The sequence below is a fragment of the Serratia aquatilis genome (genome assembly GCF_044865145.1).
Classification (GTDB): Bacteria; Pseudomonadota; Gammaproteobacteria; order Enterobacterales; family Enterobacteriaceae; genus Chania; species Chania aquatilis.
On sequence record NZ_CP173186.1, the window covers coordinates 327259 to 343371 of the forward strand.

Below are 16113 nucleotides of genomic sequence, written 5' to 3' on the forward strand. Positions count from 1 at the left end.
ACTGCGTTCAACCGCCAATCACCACCCGATAACCGGCCTGCTGCGCCATGGCCTGTATGGGGGCGATCTCCTGCTCGGAGGGAGGTGCCATATTATGCAGCGCATATTCGCGCCCCAGCAGAGCATATTTGGCTTCTCCATACTGATGAAAAGGTAACAGGTGGATCTCGGGCAGTTCGAAAGGCGCGAGGAATGCCAACACCTGTTCCATATTCTCCCTGCTCAAAGTGTAGCCCGGGATCAGCGGCAGACGCGGAATTAGCTGAACTCCACGCTGTGCCAGCGCGGCAAAGTTTACCAATACCCGTGGCTGATCGATATTCAGCAGCCGTTTGGCCGTATCTGCATCCATGATCTTCAAATCGAACAGCACCTGATCGCAGTGTTCCGCCAAAGCCATCAGGCTGGCGAGCGGTGCATCCCCAGCGGTCTCTATTGCGGTATTGATGCCCAGAGCCTGGAGCCGTTGTGCCAACTGGGTGGCAAATGCTGCCTGCATCAATACTTCCCCACCGGAGAGCGTCACACCACCGCCGGAGGTGCGATAAAACACCTCATCTTTGAGGATTTGCTGTAACAGCGCATCCAGCGTTATGTTCTGGCCGATGAGCTCCATTGCGCCGCTTGGGCACTCCTGCGCATCGTTCAGGCAGGGTTGGCAATGCAGGCACTTGGCCTCGCGCCGCACGCGGTGGATCTTGCCGGACATCGATTCTGGATTAGCGCACCATGGGCAGGTATGCGGGCAACCTTTGAAGAACACCACGGTGCGGATGCCCTGACCGTCATTCAGTGAATAACGCTGAATGTTGAAGATGCGCCCCTGCGGCACAGCGTTAGCAGCCTGGGGTAGCCCAGGCTGAATAAGCTTATAGTTGATGCGCTGTGCGGCGGATGATGTCATCCTGGATCTCCTTCGACAGCTCTACGAAGAATGCGCTATAACCTGCGACCCGCACCACCAATCCGGCAAAGTCCTGTGGCCGAGCCTGCGCCTCGCGCAACGTTTCGGCATTCACCACGTTGAATTGAACATGCTGTAACTTGAGTTTGGTAAAAGCACCCAGGAAGTCTGCCAGCTTGTTTAACCCTTGCTGCCCCTCCAGGGTGCTTGGGGTGAATTTTACGTTCAGCAGCGTACCGTTGGAGAGCAGGTAGTTATCCAGCTTGCTCACCGACTTCAGTACCGCCGTTGGCCCTTGGGCATCCTGGCCGAGCATCGGCGAAAGGCCACCGTCTGCCAATTGCTCACCGGCATAGCGCCCGTCTGGCGTTGCGCCGACCACTGCACCCAGTGGGACGTGGGCAGACACGGTGTAAGAGCCCGGCGTAAACTGGCCGCCACGCGGGTTACGGTATTTTTCCACCTCTTTGCAGTAAAATCGCAGCAGATCGGCGCTGATAAAATCAACTTCATCAATATCATTGCCGTATTTGTCAAAGCGGTTGATCAGCCGTGCGCGGATCTTTTCCCCTTCCGGGGTGGCGAAGTTGGCCTTCAGCGTCGCCAATAGCTGGTCAAAACTCAGCCGTTGTTGTTCGAAAACCATGCCTTTCAGAGCATGCAGTGAATCGCTCAGGTTGGCGATACCGATCCCCTGAACCCCAGAGAAGTTGTAACGAGCCCCTCCTTTGGTAATGTCTTTACCGTTTTGCAGGCAATCGTCAATAAATGAAGAGAGGAGTGGGACCGGTGCCCAGTCGCGGTGGCCGATATCGCAGATATTACTGCCTTGAGCCATCAGTTGGACGTAATGGCGGATTTTTTCCCGGATCTGTTCCAGCAACTGCGGGTAGGTGAGGGGGCTGTTGCCCTCATTGTCCAACAGCGTCAGTTCCATCACTTTCAGCAGGTTGAACATGGCAATGTCGTGCAGGCCATAGGTGCGCCCTGGGATCGAGAGTTCAACACAGCCGACCACCGCGTAGTCACGGGCATCCTCCAGCGAAACGCCACGGTTGAGAAAGGCCGGCACCACCACTTCGTCGTTGAAGATTTGTGGAATACCGGTGCCAAGGCGGATGGTTTCGGCGGTTTTCAGCAGGAATGGCCGGTCAATAAATTCGTTGACCCGCACCCCCAGGTTTGGCTGCGGCAAGCGGATATTCTGGTAGGCATCAAGACACAGGAACGACAGCACGTTGACCGCGCTACGGCCAGTTTCCGTCAGGCCGCCCAGCAAAATGGTATAGCCAGTTGGGAAGCCCGCAAAGTAACGGGCGCTGGAGGTGGAACGCAAAAGTACGATGTCGTTGCACTTAACCCACAGGCTTTCCAGCAACTCCTTGAGGAAAGCGGGATCTTCCCCCTGATTGAGCGAAGCCTGATAAAACGGCAGCATGTACTGGTCGAAGCGGCCCAAAGACAGGGAGCTGGCGTTGGATTCGTACTGCAGAATAATGTTCATGTACCAGAACAACTGGCAAGCCTGATAGAAATCCTGCGGTTGGTGGTGGGCAATCTGGCTGGAAACCGTGGCGATGCGCAGCAACTCGGCGCTGCGGGCATCGTTGCCACATTCTGCCGCCATGCGCCGTGCCAGGGTGGCATAGCGCAGGATATGGCGCTGTGAGGCTTGCAACAGCAACAGTGCCGCTGTGTAGAACGCATTATCCGGCTGCCGTGCGGCGAGCGTTTGCAACTCGGCTAATAGGTTGTCCAGCCCGTGGTTCAGCAGGCGCGGGTAATCGATAATGATATGCCCTTGGCCTTTGTCCGTTTGGTTGATGCTGAAGATTTGGGTCTGGGTTGCCGTTTTAACCTCTTCCGGCATCTGGCTGTTGATGAAATCCTTCATCGAACGCTTTTCCCAGTAAGGATAAAGCTGTTCGCGGTAAATCTGTTTGTCGGCTTCAGAAATGGCAAAGCGATCTTGTGGGCGCGTTGGGAAAGCGTCTAACTCTTTCAGCAACCAGTAAGGATCCATCTCTGGCGACATGATCCCCGCACGGGGTTTTACCGTGCGGTTGCCCGCGATCAACTCGTCTTCCCGTATGGCTATTTCAACGTGATCCAGAATATAGGCCGTGGCTTTGGCTCGGCGAATAATGGTGGGCTCCCCCTCGGTTTGCCGATGGCTGGCAGTGTAGAGCAGTGCGCGTTCCAGTGAAATTTCACGTGGAGCGGAGAACAGAGCGGCTTTCAGGCGTTCGATACGGGAGATCATCACGTGTTCCTTTTTGCTGCAGGGTTGAACGGTAAGCCTGTCAGGCCAACTGCGCCAGATGGGCTTCTATCTTGTCCATAATGGCATCAGCACGTTTTACCGCGTCGCTGATACCTATGCGCACCACGGTTTTCCCTTTGAAGCGCTCTTCGAACTTGATACCGATGTCCTTGGTCAGGATCACCAGATCGGCAGCGGCAACTTCCTCGGCGGTCAATTCGTTTTCCAGGCCGATAGATCCCTGAGTTTCAACCTTGCATTGCCAACCTTTAGCTTTGGCGGAACGCTCAAGGGCTTCTGCAGCCATGTAGGTGTGAGCAACGCCGGATGGGCAAGCGGTAACCGCGATAATCGTCGTCATAATAAGTTCCTCAATGATACCTATTGTCTTGCAAGCGACCGCTTTGACTGGCCACCGCGTGCAAGGGTATTTGTTCAGTTAATTTCAAAATCCAGATCCAGATCGCTTTCCTGTGCCGCTTGTGCACTCTGCTTCTTGGTAGCAAAGCTTTTCAGTAAGTTAACCAACAGCGCGGTGACCACCATGCCCACCAAGAGCGCGGCTATGAAGCCCAGCTTGCCCTCAACCACTGGCAGTACAATCAGGCCGCCCCAACCGGCATAACATTGTGCGCCGACCAATGCCGCAGTTACTGCAGCACAGGCGGTGCCGATCATGATGGAAGGAATGACGCGCAACGGATCCGCAGCGGCAAACGGGATCGCCCCTTCAGTAATGCCGACGCAGCCCATTAACAGTGCCGCTTTGCCCGCTTCGCGTTCTTCGGCGGTGTAGTATTTGCGGCCAATCAGCGTGGCCAGCCCCAGGCCAAGCGGTGGGGTGGCGATGGCCACTGCCGCAATGGCAACGACCGTGTAAACACCCTGAGCGACGCAAATCAGCATAAAGGCATAGGCCACCTTGTTGACCGGGCCACCCATATCGAAGGCCAGCATCAGGCCCAGGATAATCGCCAGCACGACGATGCTGCCCTGCTGCATGCCCTGCAACCACTCGGTCAGGCCGTGGGTCAACGCGCCAACCGGTTCACCCAGGCCCCACATCATGATGCCCGCGGTGAGCAGGGTGCCGACAATTGGGATCACGAAGATCGGCATCACCGAACGCAGGATCTTCGGCACCGGGATCTTCTTGAGGTAGAACACGATAATCCCCCCCAGCAGGCCGGCGATAATCGCGCCAAAGAACCCGGCCCCGAAAGAAGCGCCAACCCAGGCCCCGATTGCCGAGGGAGCCAGCGCGGAACGATCGGAGATGGAGTAGCCGATGTAGGCGGCCAGGAAAGGCACCATCAGCGTCAGACCGGCTACGCCAATGTCGAACAGTTTTTTCAGGTTTGGGTCGGTGGCCGCATCGGGCACGGCGCCTTTGCCATACAGCATGACGGAGATGGCCAGCAAAATACCGCCAGCGACTACAAATGGGATCATATGGGAAACGCCAGTCATCAGATGCTGGCGTGTATTTTTAAGTATGTTGAGCAGATCTTTCATCGTTCACTCCCTGGCAGCAACCAGCGTGCTTCTGAGATAAAAACCACCTGAGAAATAACCCCTGATGGAGAAAGGTTGTTGCCTATCACAATAGGCATCTGCCTGCGCTACCGACAGTGGACAAAGTTGCCATTTACTGGATTTTTGTAATGTCAGGAGAAAAGTGCGATCAAACTCAAAGTGTCAGACGGAATAAACGCGGATTGCTCGAATAGGCTTTGTGAGCGGTATCGCATTTATGTGGTAAGAATACATTTGTCCAGTGTTTGACATTTTTATCCGCTAGCCGTGGTGTACACCGCACTTTTATCCTTGTGGCAAACCGGTGCTGTTCACCGCTGCTTTGGTATGAGGAAAGAGTGATGGCTAAAATCGTGACGTTTACCTGCGTGCTGCCCAATGGGATCCATGCGCGCCCAGCCAGCCATATCGAAACCCTGTGCAACGGTTTCCGTTCACGCTTTGAATGGCATAACCCACGCAGTGGCATCCGTGGGGACGGTAAGAGTGTCCTCTCGTTGATCGGTACCGATATTCTGCTCGGCGATGAGTGCCGGGTTACCATTGAAGGTGAAGATGAGCAGGCGGCGTTCGAACGCCTGAGCCAGTTTATTCAGCATGAGCTGCCACTCTGTGACGAAGCCTTGCCCCAGGTAGATGCCCATGCGGAGCTGGAGCCGATCCCTCAGTCCCTTGCCAATCTGCAGCCGACGCTGTTTCGTGCTCGTTCGGTCAGCCAGGGAACCGCCAGCGGTAAGCTGGTGCATCTGGCGCGGGTGGATCTGCATGCCTTGGCTCTACCGCCAGCCAACAGCGTTGAGCAGGAGCAGGATCGGCTGGCCGATGGTCTGGCACGGTTGGGTAAGTCGTTAGATCTGCAACTGATGGCCGGTAACGGTACAACGACAGCGGTGCTGGAAGCACACAGCTCGTTACTGCGTGACGGCGCATTTCGCCAACACTTGCTGGACGGCGTTTTAAACGGAGTGGGCTGTGCAGCGGCGATCGTCGCTACGGCTGCCCACTTCAGCCAACAGTTGGCGCAGTCTGCCAGTGCCTATCTGCGCGAACGAGAGCTGGATATTCGTGACGTCAGCTTTCAACTCCTACAGCATATCTACGGCGAACATCGCTTCCCGGTACAGCAAGCGCTGACTAGCGACAGCATCTGCATTACCGATGAACTTACCCCCAGCCAGTTTTTGGAACTGGACAAGCGCTATCTGAAAGGTTTGCTGTTAGGCAGCGGTGGCAGCACTTCGCATACGGTGATCCTGGCCCGTTCATTTAACATCCCCACGCTGGTGGGGGTAGAGGCTACTGCCTTACTGCCATATTTGCATCAGCAGATACAGATCGATGGCGATCTGGGGCTGGTCGCCTGCGATCTTACCGAGCCGGTTCGCCGTTATTACCAGCAGGAACAGTGGTTGAGTGAGCAGATCCGCCACCAGCAGAGCGCCTATCTGGATCTGCCGGGGCGCACGGCGGACGGTGTTCGTATGGAAGTGGCGGCCAACATTGCGCATGCGGTAGAGGCTGAGGCGGCATTCAGCGGCGGTGCAGAGGCGATTGGCCTGTTCCGCACGGAAATGCTGTATATGGACCGTGGATCCGCCCCTTCAGAAGATGAGCTGTACAACATTTATTGCCAGGCGGTGGAGGCGGCGGCGGGTAAGTCGATCATCGTACGCACCATGGACATTGGTGGTGACAAGCCGGTGGATTACCTGAACATTCCGGCAGAGAACAACCCGTTCCTCGGCTACCGTGCGGTGCGTATCTATCAGGAGTTTCTGCCGCTGTTCCGTACTCAGCTACGTGCGATCCTGCGTGCTTCGGCACATGGCCCGCTGAAGATCATGATCCCAATGATCTCTTCAATGGAGGAGATCCTCTGGGTGAAGGATCAACTGGCCGAGGTGAAGCAATCCCTGCGCGGTAGTCAGATCCCATTCGATGAAAAAATCCCGCTCGGCATCATGCTGGAAGTGCCTTCGGTGCTGTTTATCATCGATCAGTGCTGTGAAGAGATAGATTTCTTCAGTATTGGCAGCAATGACCTGACGCAGTATCTGCTGGCGGTGGACCGGGATAACGCCAAAGTCATCAAGCATTACAACAGCCTGAACCCGGCATTCCTGCGCAGTTTGGATCACGCGGTCCGCGAAGTGCACCGTCACGGAAAATGGATTGGCCTGTGTGGCGAGCTAGGGGCCAAAGGCTCGGTGCTACCCCTGCTGGTAGGGATGGGGCTCGATGAGATCAGCATGAGTGCTCCTGCTATTGCAGCAACCAAAACTCGTCTGGCCAAGTTGGATAGCCGTGAATGCCGCCTGTTGTTGAACCGTGCGATGGCCTGCCGTACTTCACTGGAGGTGGAACACCTGTTGGCGCAGTTCCGTATGGAACAGAGCGATGCTCCGCTGATTACCCCTGACTGCATTGCCCTGGGGGTGGATTGGCGCAGCAAAGAAGAGGTGATCAAAGGCATGGCGGATAACCTGCTGCTGTCTGGCCGTTGCCGTTATCCACGCAAGCTGGCCGCCGATTTATGGGCGCGTGAAGCAGTGTTTTCCACTGGGTTGGGCTTTGGCTTCGCTATTCCACATACCAAATCTGAGCATATTGAGCAGTCGACAATCAGCGTTGCCAAGTTGGCGCAGCCGGTGGTCTGGGGCGAGGAGCAGGCGCAATTTGTCATCATGCTGACCCTCAATAAACATGCCGCTGGGGATCAGCATATGCGTATTTTCTCCAAACTGGCGCGGCGCATCATGCACGAAGCTTTCCGTGAAGCATTGGTGAACGCAGTTTCCGCCCAACAGGTGGAAACATTGTTGAAACAGGAGCTAGAACTTTAGGTTTTGCCGTTAAGGGAATTAGCCCAATCCATTCCGGGCGCTGCGGCGCCCTCCATTTTCGCTTTGAGGTACAACCATGGAACTCTATCTGGATACTGCCGATGTCAATGCGGTGAAGCGTCTGGCGCGCCTTTTACCGTTACAAGGGGTAACGACCAACCCGAGTATTGTCGCCGCATCACGCACCTCGCTATGGGAAGTATTACCTGCTCTGCGTGATGCGTTAGGCGGGCAGGGCAAACTGTTTGCTCAAGTGCTGGCCACAAAGGCAGACCTGATGGTAGAAGAAGCGCTTTTGCTCAATCGGCGGGTTTCTGGGCTGGTGGTGAAAGTGCCCGTTACTGGAGAAGGATTGGCGGCGCTTAAAATATTGCATGGTATGGGGATCCCGACGCTAGGCACTGCGGTCTATGGCGCGGCTCAGGGGCTGCTGTCTGCCTTGGCTGGAGCCGAGTATGTGGCGCCTTATGTCAACCGGGTGGATGCTCAGGGGGGCAGTGGGACCGCTACCGTAAAGGAGCTACAGCAACTGCTTGAATTACATGCTCCACAGGCGAAAGTGCTGGCGGCAAGTTTCAAAACACCGCGTCAGGCATTGGAGTGCTTGCTGGCAGGCTGTGAGGCCATTACTTTGCCGGTGGACGTGGCTGAGCAGTTTATCAGCGCCCCGGCAGTACTGGCCGCAGTGGACAAGTTTGAGGGTGATTGGCACAGCGCATTCGGCACATTGACGCTGTGCTAAGGAGAAAAAGGGGCAGTGGTTGCCCCTGAACTGACAATTACCTCACGCCAACGACACCGTGCTGCATGAACCACGCCAACATACGCTGCCAGCCATCCGCTGAAGCTTCGGCATTATAACTCGGGCGGTAATCGGCATGGAAAGCATGGCCTGCCTGCGGATAAACTACAATCTCGGCATCGGCGTTGGCCGCGCGGATTGCCTGACGCATGGTTTCCACCGTATCCAATGGAATGCTGGCATCCTGGCCGCCATATAGCCCCAGTACCGGAGTTGAAAGATGGGTGGCAATATCGACCGGATGCTTCGGTGAATTCAGGGTCTTCTCGCCGACCAGTTTGCCATACCAGGCTACTGCGGCTTTCAACTGCGGATTATGGGCGGCATACAGCCAGGTAATGCGCCCGCCCCAACAGAAACCGGTGATCGCCAGCTTACTGGCATCGCCACCGTGGCGCGTTGCCCAGTGAGCGGTATGATCCAGATCGGCTAATACCTGGTTGTCCGGAACTTTACTCACCAGTTTTTGTACCAGCTCACCGATATCGCTGAAATCTCTGGCATCCCCCTGACGGAAATAGAGTTCTGGCGCAATGGCCAGATAGCCCTGTTTTGCCAGGCGACGGCACAGATCCTGAATATGTTCGTGAACGCCAAAGATTTCCTGCACTACCAGAATGACAGGGAGTGGCCCAGGATGGTTGGCCGGTTTGGCGATATAGGCGGGAAGATCGTCCCCCTGCGAAGGGATAGTGGTCTCGCCAACATGTATGTCGTGTTCATCAGTCTGGATAGTTGAAGTCGCCAACGGAGCAACGGCTGGGGTGAATCCCCCCTTGGCCTGGTTGAGTATCATTTCTGGTTCGGTTTTCATTACAGTCTCCATGCGATAACGCGGCTGAGCTTAACTATAGGCAAGATTACCGCTTATTTTTCATGCCATGGTCGGTATAGCCTGAACTTGTCGAAAACATTTCCCTTGGTGATTTTTATTTGTGATTCAAATCACATAAATAATGTAGGTTAATTTTCGTTTCTTTATATATGGTGACTACGGTCACTAAATTTGCCTGGAATTTTCAGTAGAGTACATTTTTGTTCCTCCCACAAACGGGTTCCATGAGGAGTATTCCTATGTCTCAGTCTGACGTTTTTCACCTTGGCCTAACTAAGAATGATTTACAAGGGGCTACACTGGCCATTGTTCCCGGTGATCCACAGCGTGTAGAGAAAATTGCCAAGCTGATGGAAAACCCGGTGCATCTGGCCTCTCATCGCGAATTTACCTCCTGGCGTGCGGAACTGGATGGCAAAGCGGTGATCGTCTGCTCAACCGGTATTGGTGGCCCATCTACTTCGATTGCCGTTGAAGAACTGGCGCAACTGGGCATTCGCACCTTCCTGCGTATTGGTACCACTGGTGCTATTCAAGCCGATATCAACGTTGGCGATGTGCTTGTTACCACAGCAGCGGTGCGCCTCGATGGTGCCAGTTTGCACTTTGCCCCGATGGAATTCCCGGCAGTAGCGGATTTTGCCTGTACTACTGCGCTGGTTGAAGCCGCCAAGGCTTGCGGTGCAACCACGCATATCGGTGTCACTGCTTCTTCCGATACTTTCTACCCCGGTCAGGAGCGGTACGATACTTATTCTGGTCGTGTGGTCAGCCGTTTCAAAGGTTCGATGGCCGAGTGGCAATCCATGGGCGTGATGAACTATGAAATGGAGTCCGCCACCTTGCTGACCATGTGTGCCAGCCAAGGACTGCGTGCGGGAATGGTTGCCGGTGTGATAGTCAATCGCACCCAACAAGAGATCCCCAACGCGGAAACCATGAAGAAAACTGAAAGCCAGGCGGTGCAGATCGTGGTTGAAGCCGCTCGTCGCCTGCTGTAGCTCCTGCCAAATACGGGCCGTTCAACGGCCCGTGAGGTTGATGACAAAGTCGCCTTCCGACCCGAGATACCCGGGTCTAGCGCACCGAGGGGCGCTCCGACGGCTTACGCCGTTACGACCCCATCGGCACGCTCTCCCTAATAACGGGGTTTGTCAGCAGTCTGACGGGCCGTTCAACGGCCCGTTTCGTCATTTTGCACTAATCTGGTACGGTTATACTCACCTGCGTCATGCAGTCCACTGCCATACGGTCAGCGCGGCTGTCTATCTCAAGTCAATCTACATGAGGACGTTTATGACTGTTCAGATCTTGCAACATCCTTCCTTGGCGCCGCTTGATGGTGGTATCAACTTTCGCGATTTAGGTGGTAACAGCGTTGCTGATGGTCGTCGTATCAAGCGGGGGCTGTTGTTTCGCTCTGGTTCTCTGGAACGCCTGACGAAGAAAGACTGTAGTTTCCTGGCGGGTGTTCCGGTGCGTTCGGTGCTGGATTACCGTGATGCTGATGAAGTTCAAGCCAAGCCGGATGTGCTATGGGAAGGAGCAGACTATCACCACGTTCCAGCAAATCCGCTCAGTAATGAAGTGAATGCCAACCTGGAAAAACTGACCAGTGAAACCCTTGCCGGGTTTAATGCCCAGAAATTTATGCTGGAGCTTTACCGTCGCCTGCCATTCAACAATGCTGCATATCACCAGTTGGCTCAACTGTTGGTACAGCCGGAAGATGGCGCTCTGGTGCAGCACTGTGCCGTAGGCAAAGATCGTACCGGTGTCGGTTCAGCGCTGGTGCTATTTGCGCTGGGCGCAGATGAGGCTACGGTGGTGGAAGATTATCTACTGACCGAAACGACGCTGGCGGCTTTTCGCCAACAGATGCTGGAGCAACTTTCCATGCGTTTGAATGATGCTGCGTTGGCTCAATTCACCCAAGTATTGAGTGCTCGGGAAGAATTTCTAATGACTGCGTTGGGCTGTATTCGTGAGCAGTATGGTTCTACCGATCGTTGGTTGGAAGCTGAGTACGGGCTGGGGCAAAGCCAGCGCCAAGCATTGCAGGCGTTCTATCTTGAATGATGAATAGCTAGTGAGGTTCGATATTGCGTATCCTTGCGGTTGATTATTTCTCTAAACAGGAGCAGAGGATTGAACCTGAATGACATTGTCGATTGGGTGAGTGAAGTAGTGCGCCAGCATGAAGGCTGGGCTGTGCCCATTGTCTTCTTTCTGGCATTTGGCGAGTCACTGGCTTTTCTCTCTTTACTACTGCCAGCAACGGTCATTTTGCTTGCTTTGGGCGCACTGATCGGCGAAAGCGGTATCGCTTTATGGCCGATTTGGGCCGCTGCCGCTGCGGGGGCGTTCTTTGGTGATTGGCTCTCTTACTGGGTGGGATACCACTATCAGGATCGCGTTGCCCATATGTGGCCGCTGTCGCGCAATCCACAGCTGTTGGTGCGTGGCCATGCGTTTTTTGAACGTTGGGGCGTGCTGGGTATTTTCTTTGGCCGCTTCTTCGGGCCACTGCGGGCGGTAGTGCCTCTAGTTGGCGGGATCTGCGCCATGCCACAAATGTCATTCCAGATTGCCAATATTACCTCAGCAATGATCTGGGCATTCGGTATTCTGGCTCCTGGGGCATACGGGATTAAGTGGCTGACGCAGTGGATGGGTTGAGGGCCGATGCCGCAGCCCTCAGTTAATTATTTACCCTTGCTGCAACCTGTTTATTTATAATTAAGGGTAAGTGAGAATTCGATCACGATTTTCTCTTTATCTGAGTTTTTTTCTTCCCCTTATTTTTTGGTGATGTTACTTTGCCAGTAAGTGGATTGTTACTGTGAATAAACAGGCAAAACCCAAACCCATTGACGAAAAATCGTCACGGGTTTGGGTTTTTTTTTGTACTTAAGCCAAGTGACGATCTGCTGATAATTAATCAATTAACCAATTAACGTATAGGCGTAATGTTTTTCACTAAGGAATAATCAATGAAAATTAAAACATGGTTGCTGGCCTCTCTACTTTCATTCTCTTCGCTATCCGTGGTTAATGTTTCTGCTGCTGAAACCGATAGCGTTAACATTTACTTTGCCCGCCACGGTAAAACGATACTCAATACCTATGATCGGGTACAGGGCTGGGCAGATTCACCACTGACACCGGCTGGCGTTGAAGTGGCCCGCTATCTGGGGGCTGGCTTAAAAGGGATTGAATTTGATCGTTTTTACACCAGCGATGCAGGGCGCCAACGCGAAACGATGCAAACCATCCTGCAGGAAATCGGGCAGCCGCAAGCTAAAACGACGGAACTGACTGATTTACGTGAGGAGTTCTTCGGCGGATTTGAAGGGTTGCCAAATGAGGAGATGGCTAACGCTTCCGCAAAAACACTGGGCCTGGATTCTGGTGCCACCATGTTTAAGCAGATAACTGAAGGCAAAATTGACCTTATCACTATGGTTAATACCATCAGCAAGAGCGATGACAAGAAAGAAGCAGAGGATGCTGTTCAGGTGAAAACGCGTATGCAGCGGGCACTCAATACCATGGTACAGGACGCTTTAAAGAGTGGAGATAAAAATATTCTGGTTGTCTCCTCAGGGTTATCGATATTGATGATGATTTCAGATATGACCGATAATCCGAATAAAAATAAACCGCTGAAAAATGCGGCAGTAGTGAAGATTATTTACAAAAATGGCAAATATACGGTCACCGATGTTGGCGACATGAGTTATGTTTCAAAAGGTCAGGAAGCCCTAAAGAATAATCATTAATTCTTTCTGTGCAATAAATAAATATACCATTCATGAAGCTGATTTCCGGGGCGTAAATTCCCCGGTCGGATTTCACTATGTCTATTTCAGGGATGACAATAAATGAAAAGGTCTGTCTTGTGTTTTTTTATTACTGTCTCACTATTATCTGCTGCGGCTCAGGCAGCGGAGGAAAACGTATTTTCTTCACCTATCTTCAGTGATAGCCATGCGGAAATTTCACTGAAAAATATCTGGAAATACCTCAAGGAAGACGCTGCGAATCCCAAAAGGGTTCATAACGCCTGGGGGCAAGGGCTGGCGCTGAGTTATCAATCCGGTTATCTGGCAGATACTCTCGGTTTTAACCTTGATTACTACAGTGCGGTAAAGCTGGGTGCCAGCGACTACTTCAACAGTCGCGGGGTGTTGTACAACAATGGGTCCGGTAACAGTAAAAGCAATGCAACAGGTTTCAGCAAGATTGGGCAACGTTATATCAAACTGAAAGGGGAGGTTGGCGCTGCAGCGCTCAATGCGCAGTGGGGTTGGCAAACCCTGCATAACTATGGCGTTATCACCAACTCTACGCATTTATCACCCACCGCTTACCTGGGCTGGTCGGGGGGGATAACGGGGGGGAGATTTTCTTTGCAAGGTGCCTATGTTGAACGCTCCATGGAGCGCAACTCGCCAGACAGCCTGCGTCTGCAAACCAATGATAGGCGTTATATCAATCATCTTGTTACAGGGGAGTTGGGTTATAAAAGCGACCTGTTTACTGGGCAGTTGACCTACGGGGAATCACATAATTACTTGCGCCGGCAGACCCTGCGCCTGGGGCTTAAACCAACCCAGAAACTCAGTCTTGGTAGCCAGATTTATGCCACCCAAGCGTTGGACGATTACAAGGTAATGGCGCTGGATAGACGTAATTTTGATCGTAACGCCAATCACTATGCCTTCGACGCCAAATGGCAGGAGCCGCGTTGGAACATCAAGTTGGGTGTCTCCTACACGCGGGCACCGAAAGGCGAAGGAGAACTCGGCTTTTTTCCCCGGCACTTGACCAGAAACACTCGCGGGACTTACACCTCAATGTCCCATGTTGGTGAGGACTATCTGCGTGATGGGGAAACCATGCTGGCAGTGCTGGCCGAGTACCATATTACGCCTGAGTTTAGCGCAGGGCTTGCTGGCAACTATGGCCAGTTCAATTACCAAGGGACGATGGTGCATACCGGTGAGGTCAACGCCTTTGGCAGTTGGGCTCCTTCACACCCGGCGCTGAAAAATCTGACGGTTTTCAGCAGGATCGGCCCAGGATGGTCCTATAAGAACGTGAATAAAACGCCAGTAATATCCGACGGGAGTTACTTCCGTTCCCATTCGCTGGCGGCCGAGTTTATCGCCGAGTATCGCTTCAAACTGTTTTAGTCCTCTATATCAGCGCGGTATTCCCGTCGGTCACCGCGCGTTCCAGCATGAAAATAGGCTGGACATCCATACAGCCTCACTTTAACGTTGCAGGCAATGGGCGCAACATGCGCTGGAATTGCATAGTTAATGGGAGGCAGGGTGGATACCAGTTTGGTTTACGGTATTGGTGGCGTGTTGATAGGCCTGCTGCTGGGGTGGCTGATTACCAGCTTGAAGGCGCAGCAGAACAGCGCTCAGCATGAAACCGATTTGCGCTTGCTGGAACAATCTCTGCGGCAGGTACAAAGCGAAACCGATGCCTGCCAGGAAAAGCTACAGCGCCGCGATCAGCAACTGCGGCAAAACGATCTGGAATTGCGTACGTTACATAGCCAACTTGCTGCCGGGCAGGAGAGGTTGCAGCAACTCAACCACTGGCGTAATGAGTGCGAACTGTTGAATCAGGAACTGCGGGCGCAGCGTGAAGTCATCAGTGCACAAGAAGCCGAGCTACGTGAAGTGACTATTCGTCTGGAAGAGACCCGTATGGCGGCGGAAGAAAAGCAGCGGCTATTGATCAACAGTGAACAACGCCTGACCACCCAGTTTGAGAATCTGGCGAACCGTATCTTTGAAAACAGTGGCCGCAAGGTGGATGAGCAAAATAAACAGAGTCTGGATCGTCTGTTGTTACCGCTCCGCGAGCAGTTGGACGGTTTTCGCCGTCAGGTGCAGGATAGCTTTGGTCAGGAGGCCCGTGAGCGGCATACGTTAACCCATGAGATCCGAAACCTGCAGCAACTAAATGCGCAAATGGCGCGTGAAGCACTCAACCTGACCAAGGCGCTGAAAGGCGATAACAAAACTCAGGGCAACTGGGGAGAAGTGGTTCTGAGCCGGGTGCTGGAGGCTTCTGGTTTGCGCGAAGGACACGAGTATGAAACACAGGTTAATGTGCGCGTGGATCATCAAAGCCGTATGCAGCCCGATGTGATTGTGCGCTTGCCTCAGGGCAAGGACGTGGTGATCGACGCCAAGATGTCGCTGGTGGCCTACGAACGTTACTTTAACAGTGAGGATGATAGCGATCGTGAGGCGGCGTTGAATGAGCATATCAGTTCGCTGCGTGGGCATATCCGGCTGTTGGGCCGCAAGGACTATCAGCAGTTGCCGGGTTTACGCTCACTGGATTACGTGTTGATGTTCATCCCGGTGGAGCCTGCATTTCTGTTGGCGATAGACCGCGAGCCGGACCTGATTGGTGAAGCGTTGCGGCACAACATCATGCTGGTCAGCCCTACCACTCTGTTGGTCGCTCTGCGTACTATCAGCAATCTATGGCGTTATGAGCATCAGAGTCAGAACGCACAGCGTATTGCCGATCGCGCCGCGCGGCTGTACGACAAGATGCGCCTGTTTGTTGACGACATGTCGGCACTGGGGCAAAGCCTGGATAAAGCGCAGGGCAGTTTTCGTCTGGCAATGAACAAACTGAGCGAAGGGCGTGGTAATCTTATCGGCCAGATTGAGGGCTTCCGGGCACTGGGGGTCGAGGTTAAACGGCCAATTAACCCATTGTTGGCCCAGCAGGCCGATACCCAACGTGACAATGATGATCCGGCAGTGCAATACGATGGCGGTGCTGCGTTGCGTGAAGACGATGAAGACGCGGAGGAACCTGGTTCTGCCTCGTAGAGGTTATACCCGTGCAAGGTGGGGTATTTTGCCGCTTTCTGGTACACTCCCAAAC

13 protein-coding genes are annotated in these 16113 nt (G+C 53.6%); 8 read left to right on the forward strand and 5 right to left on the reverse strand.

Annotation, left to right across the window (positions count from 1 at the left end; all coding sequences use genetic code 11):
• Positions 1-7 precede the first annotated feature (7 nt).
• The 4 genes from SAQUA_RS01450 to SAQUA_RS01465 all read right to left on the reverse strand — a co-directional run bounded on the left by SAQUA_RS01450 (position 8) and on the right by SAQUA_RS01465 (position 4682).
• Positions 8-904 (reverse strand): [formate-C-acetyltransferase]-activating enzyme, encoded by an 897-nt coding sequence (locus SAQUA_RS01450; RefSeq protein WP_380673681.1) that lies wholly within the window; start codon positions 902-904, stop codon positions 8-10.
• Positions 870-3167 carry a formate C-acetyltransferase gene (locus SAQUA_RS01455; RefSeq protein ID WP_380673680.1) on the reverse strand — a complete coding sequence of 766 codons (2298 nt, stop codon included), beginning with the start codon at positions 3165-3167 and terminating at the stop codon, positions 870-872. The genes SAQUA_RS01450 and SAQUA_RS01455 overlap by 35 nt, the downstream gene beginning before the upstream one ends.
• A gap of 40 nt (positions 3168-3207) precedes the next feature.
• Positions 3208-3528 carry a PTS fructose-like transporter subunit IIB gene (locus tag SAQUA_RS01460; RefSeq protein ID WP_380673679.1) on the reverse strand — a complete coding sequence of 107 codons (321 nt, stop codon included), beginning with the start codon at positions 3526-3528 and terminating at the stop codon, positions 3208-3210.
• 74 nt (positions 3529-3602) lie between these two features.
• The gene (locus SAQUA_RS01465; RefSeq protein WP_380673678.1) at positions 3603-4682 is read right to left on the reverse strand and encodes a PTS fructose transporter subunit EIIC; all 1080 of its coding nucleotides are present in this window, start codon (positions 4680-4682) and stop codon (positions 3603-3605) included.
• Positions 4683-5044: 362 nt separating this feature from the next.
• Between SAQUA_RS01465 and ptsP the strand changes: the two genes are divergently transcribed.
• Positions 5045-7546 (forward strand): phosphoenolpyruvate--protein phosphotransferase, encoded by a 2502-nt coding sequence (gene ptsP, locus SAQUA_RS01470; RefSeq protein WP_380673677.1) that lies wholly within the window; start codon positions 5045-5047, stop codon positions 7544-7546.
• A gap of 76 nt (positions 7547-7622) precedes the next feature.
• Positions 7623-8288, forward strand: a complete 666-nt coding sequence (fsa, locus tag SAQUA_RS01475; protein ID WP_380673676.1) for a fructose-6-phosphate aldolase — start codon at positions 7623-7625, stop codon at positions 8286-8288.
• A gap of 37 nt (positions 8289-8325) precedes the next feature.
• On the opposite strand, the gene SAQUA_RS01480 is transcribed toward fsa, so the two are convergent.
• Complete coding sequence (locus SAQUA_RS01480) at positions 8326-9162, reverse strand: dienelactone hydrolase family protein (protein WP_380673675.1); 837 nt, start codon at positions 9160-9162, stop codon at positions 8326-8328.
• 260 nt (positions 9163-9422) lie between these two features.
• Here SAQUA_RS01480 and udp point away from each other — a divergent pair, with 260 nt between their 5' ends.
• From udp to rmuC, 6 genes are all read left to right on the forward strand, one after another.
• Entirely contained in the window at positions 9423-10184 is a 762-nt protein-coding gene (gene udp, locus SAQUA_RS01485; protein WP_380673674.1) for a uridine phosphorylase, read from the forward strand.
• A gap of 295 nt (positions 10185-10479) precedes the next feature.
• On the forward strand, positions 10480-11262 hold the full coding sequence (locus SAQUA_RS01490) for a tyrosine-protein phosphatase (protein WP_380673673.1): 783 nt from the start codon (positions 10480-10482) through the stop codon (positions 11260-11262).
• 69 nt (positions 11263-11331) lie between these two features.
• Positions 11332-11862, forward strand: a complete 531-nt coding sequence (locus SAQUA_RS01495; RefSeq protein ID WP_380673672.1) for a DedA family protein — start codon at positions 11332-11334, stop codon at positions 11860-11862.
• A 320-nt stretch (positions 11863-12182) separates the two neighbouring features.
• Positions 12183-12965 (forward strand): histidine phosphatase family protein, encoded by a 783-nt coding sequence (locus tag SAQUA_RS01500; RefSeq protein ID WP_380673869.1) that lies wholly within the window; start codon positions 12183-12185, stop codon positions 12963-12965.
• A gap of 102 nt (positions 12966-13067) precedes the next feature.
• A complete protein-coding gene (locus SAQUA_RS01505; protein WP_380673671.1) occupies positions 13068-14381 on the forward strand; it encodes an OprD family outer membrane porin in 1314 nt (437 codons plus the stop codon).
• 141 nt (positions 14382-14522) lie between these two features.
• Entirely contained in the window at positions 14523-16058 is a 1536-nt protein-coding gene (gene rmuC, locus SAQUA_RS01510; protein ID WP_380673670.1) for a DNA recombination protein RmuC, read from the forward strand.
• The last annotated feature ends 55 nt before the right edge of the window (positions 16059-16113 follow it).

What these genes read in the sequence shown, in the direction of transcription:
- fsa (WP_380673676.1), top strand. Translation starts at nt 7,623, where the DNA reads ATGGAACTCTATCTGGATACTGCCGATGTCAATGCGGTGAAGCGTCTG.
- SAQUA_RS01505 (WP_380673671.1), top strand. Translation starts at nt 13,068, where the DNA reads ATGAAAAGGTCTGTCTTGTGTTTTTTTATTACTGTCTCACTATTATCT.
- SAQUA_RS01455 (WP_380673680.1), bottom strand. Translation starts at nt 3,167, where the DNA reads ATGATCTCCCGTATCGAACGCCTGAAAGCCGCTCTGTTCTCCGCTCCA.
- SAQUA_RS01460 (WP_380673679.1), bottom strand. Translation starts at nt 3,528, where the DNA reads ATGACGACGATTATCGCGGTTACCGCTTGCCCATCCGGCGTTGCTCAC.
- SAQUA_RS01450 (WP_380673681.1), bottom strand. Translation starts at nt 904, where the DNA reads ATGACATCATCCGCCGCACAGCGCATCAACTATAAGCTTATTCAGCCT.
- ptsP (WP_380673677.1), top strand. Translation starts at nt 5,045, where the DNA reads ATGGCTAAAATCGTGACGTTTACCTGCGTGCTGCCCAATGGGATCCAT.
- udp (WP_380673674.1), top strand. Translation starts at nt 9,423, where the DNA reads ATGTCTCAGTCTGACGTTTTTCACCTTGGCCTAACTAAGAATGATTTA.
- SAQUA_RS01480 (WP_380673675.1), bottom strand. Translation starts at nt 9,162, where the DNA reads ATGAAAACCGAACCAGAAATGATACTCAACCAGGCCAAGGGGGGATTC.
- SAQUA_RS01465 (WP_380673678.1), bottom strand. Translation starts at nt 4,682, where the DNA reads ATGAAAGATCTGCTCAACATACTTAAAAATACACGCCAGCATCTGATG.
- SAQUA_RS01490 (WP_380673673.1), top strand. Translation starts at nt 10,480, where the DNA reads ATGACTGTTCAGATCTTGCAACATCCTTCCTTGGCGCCGCTTGATGGT.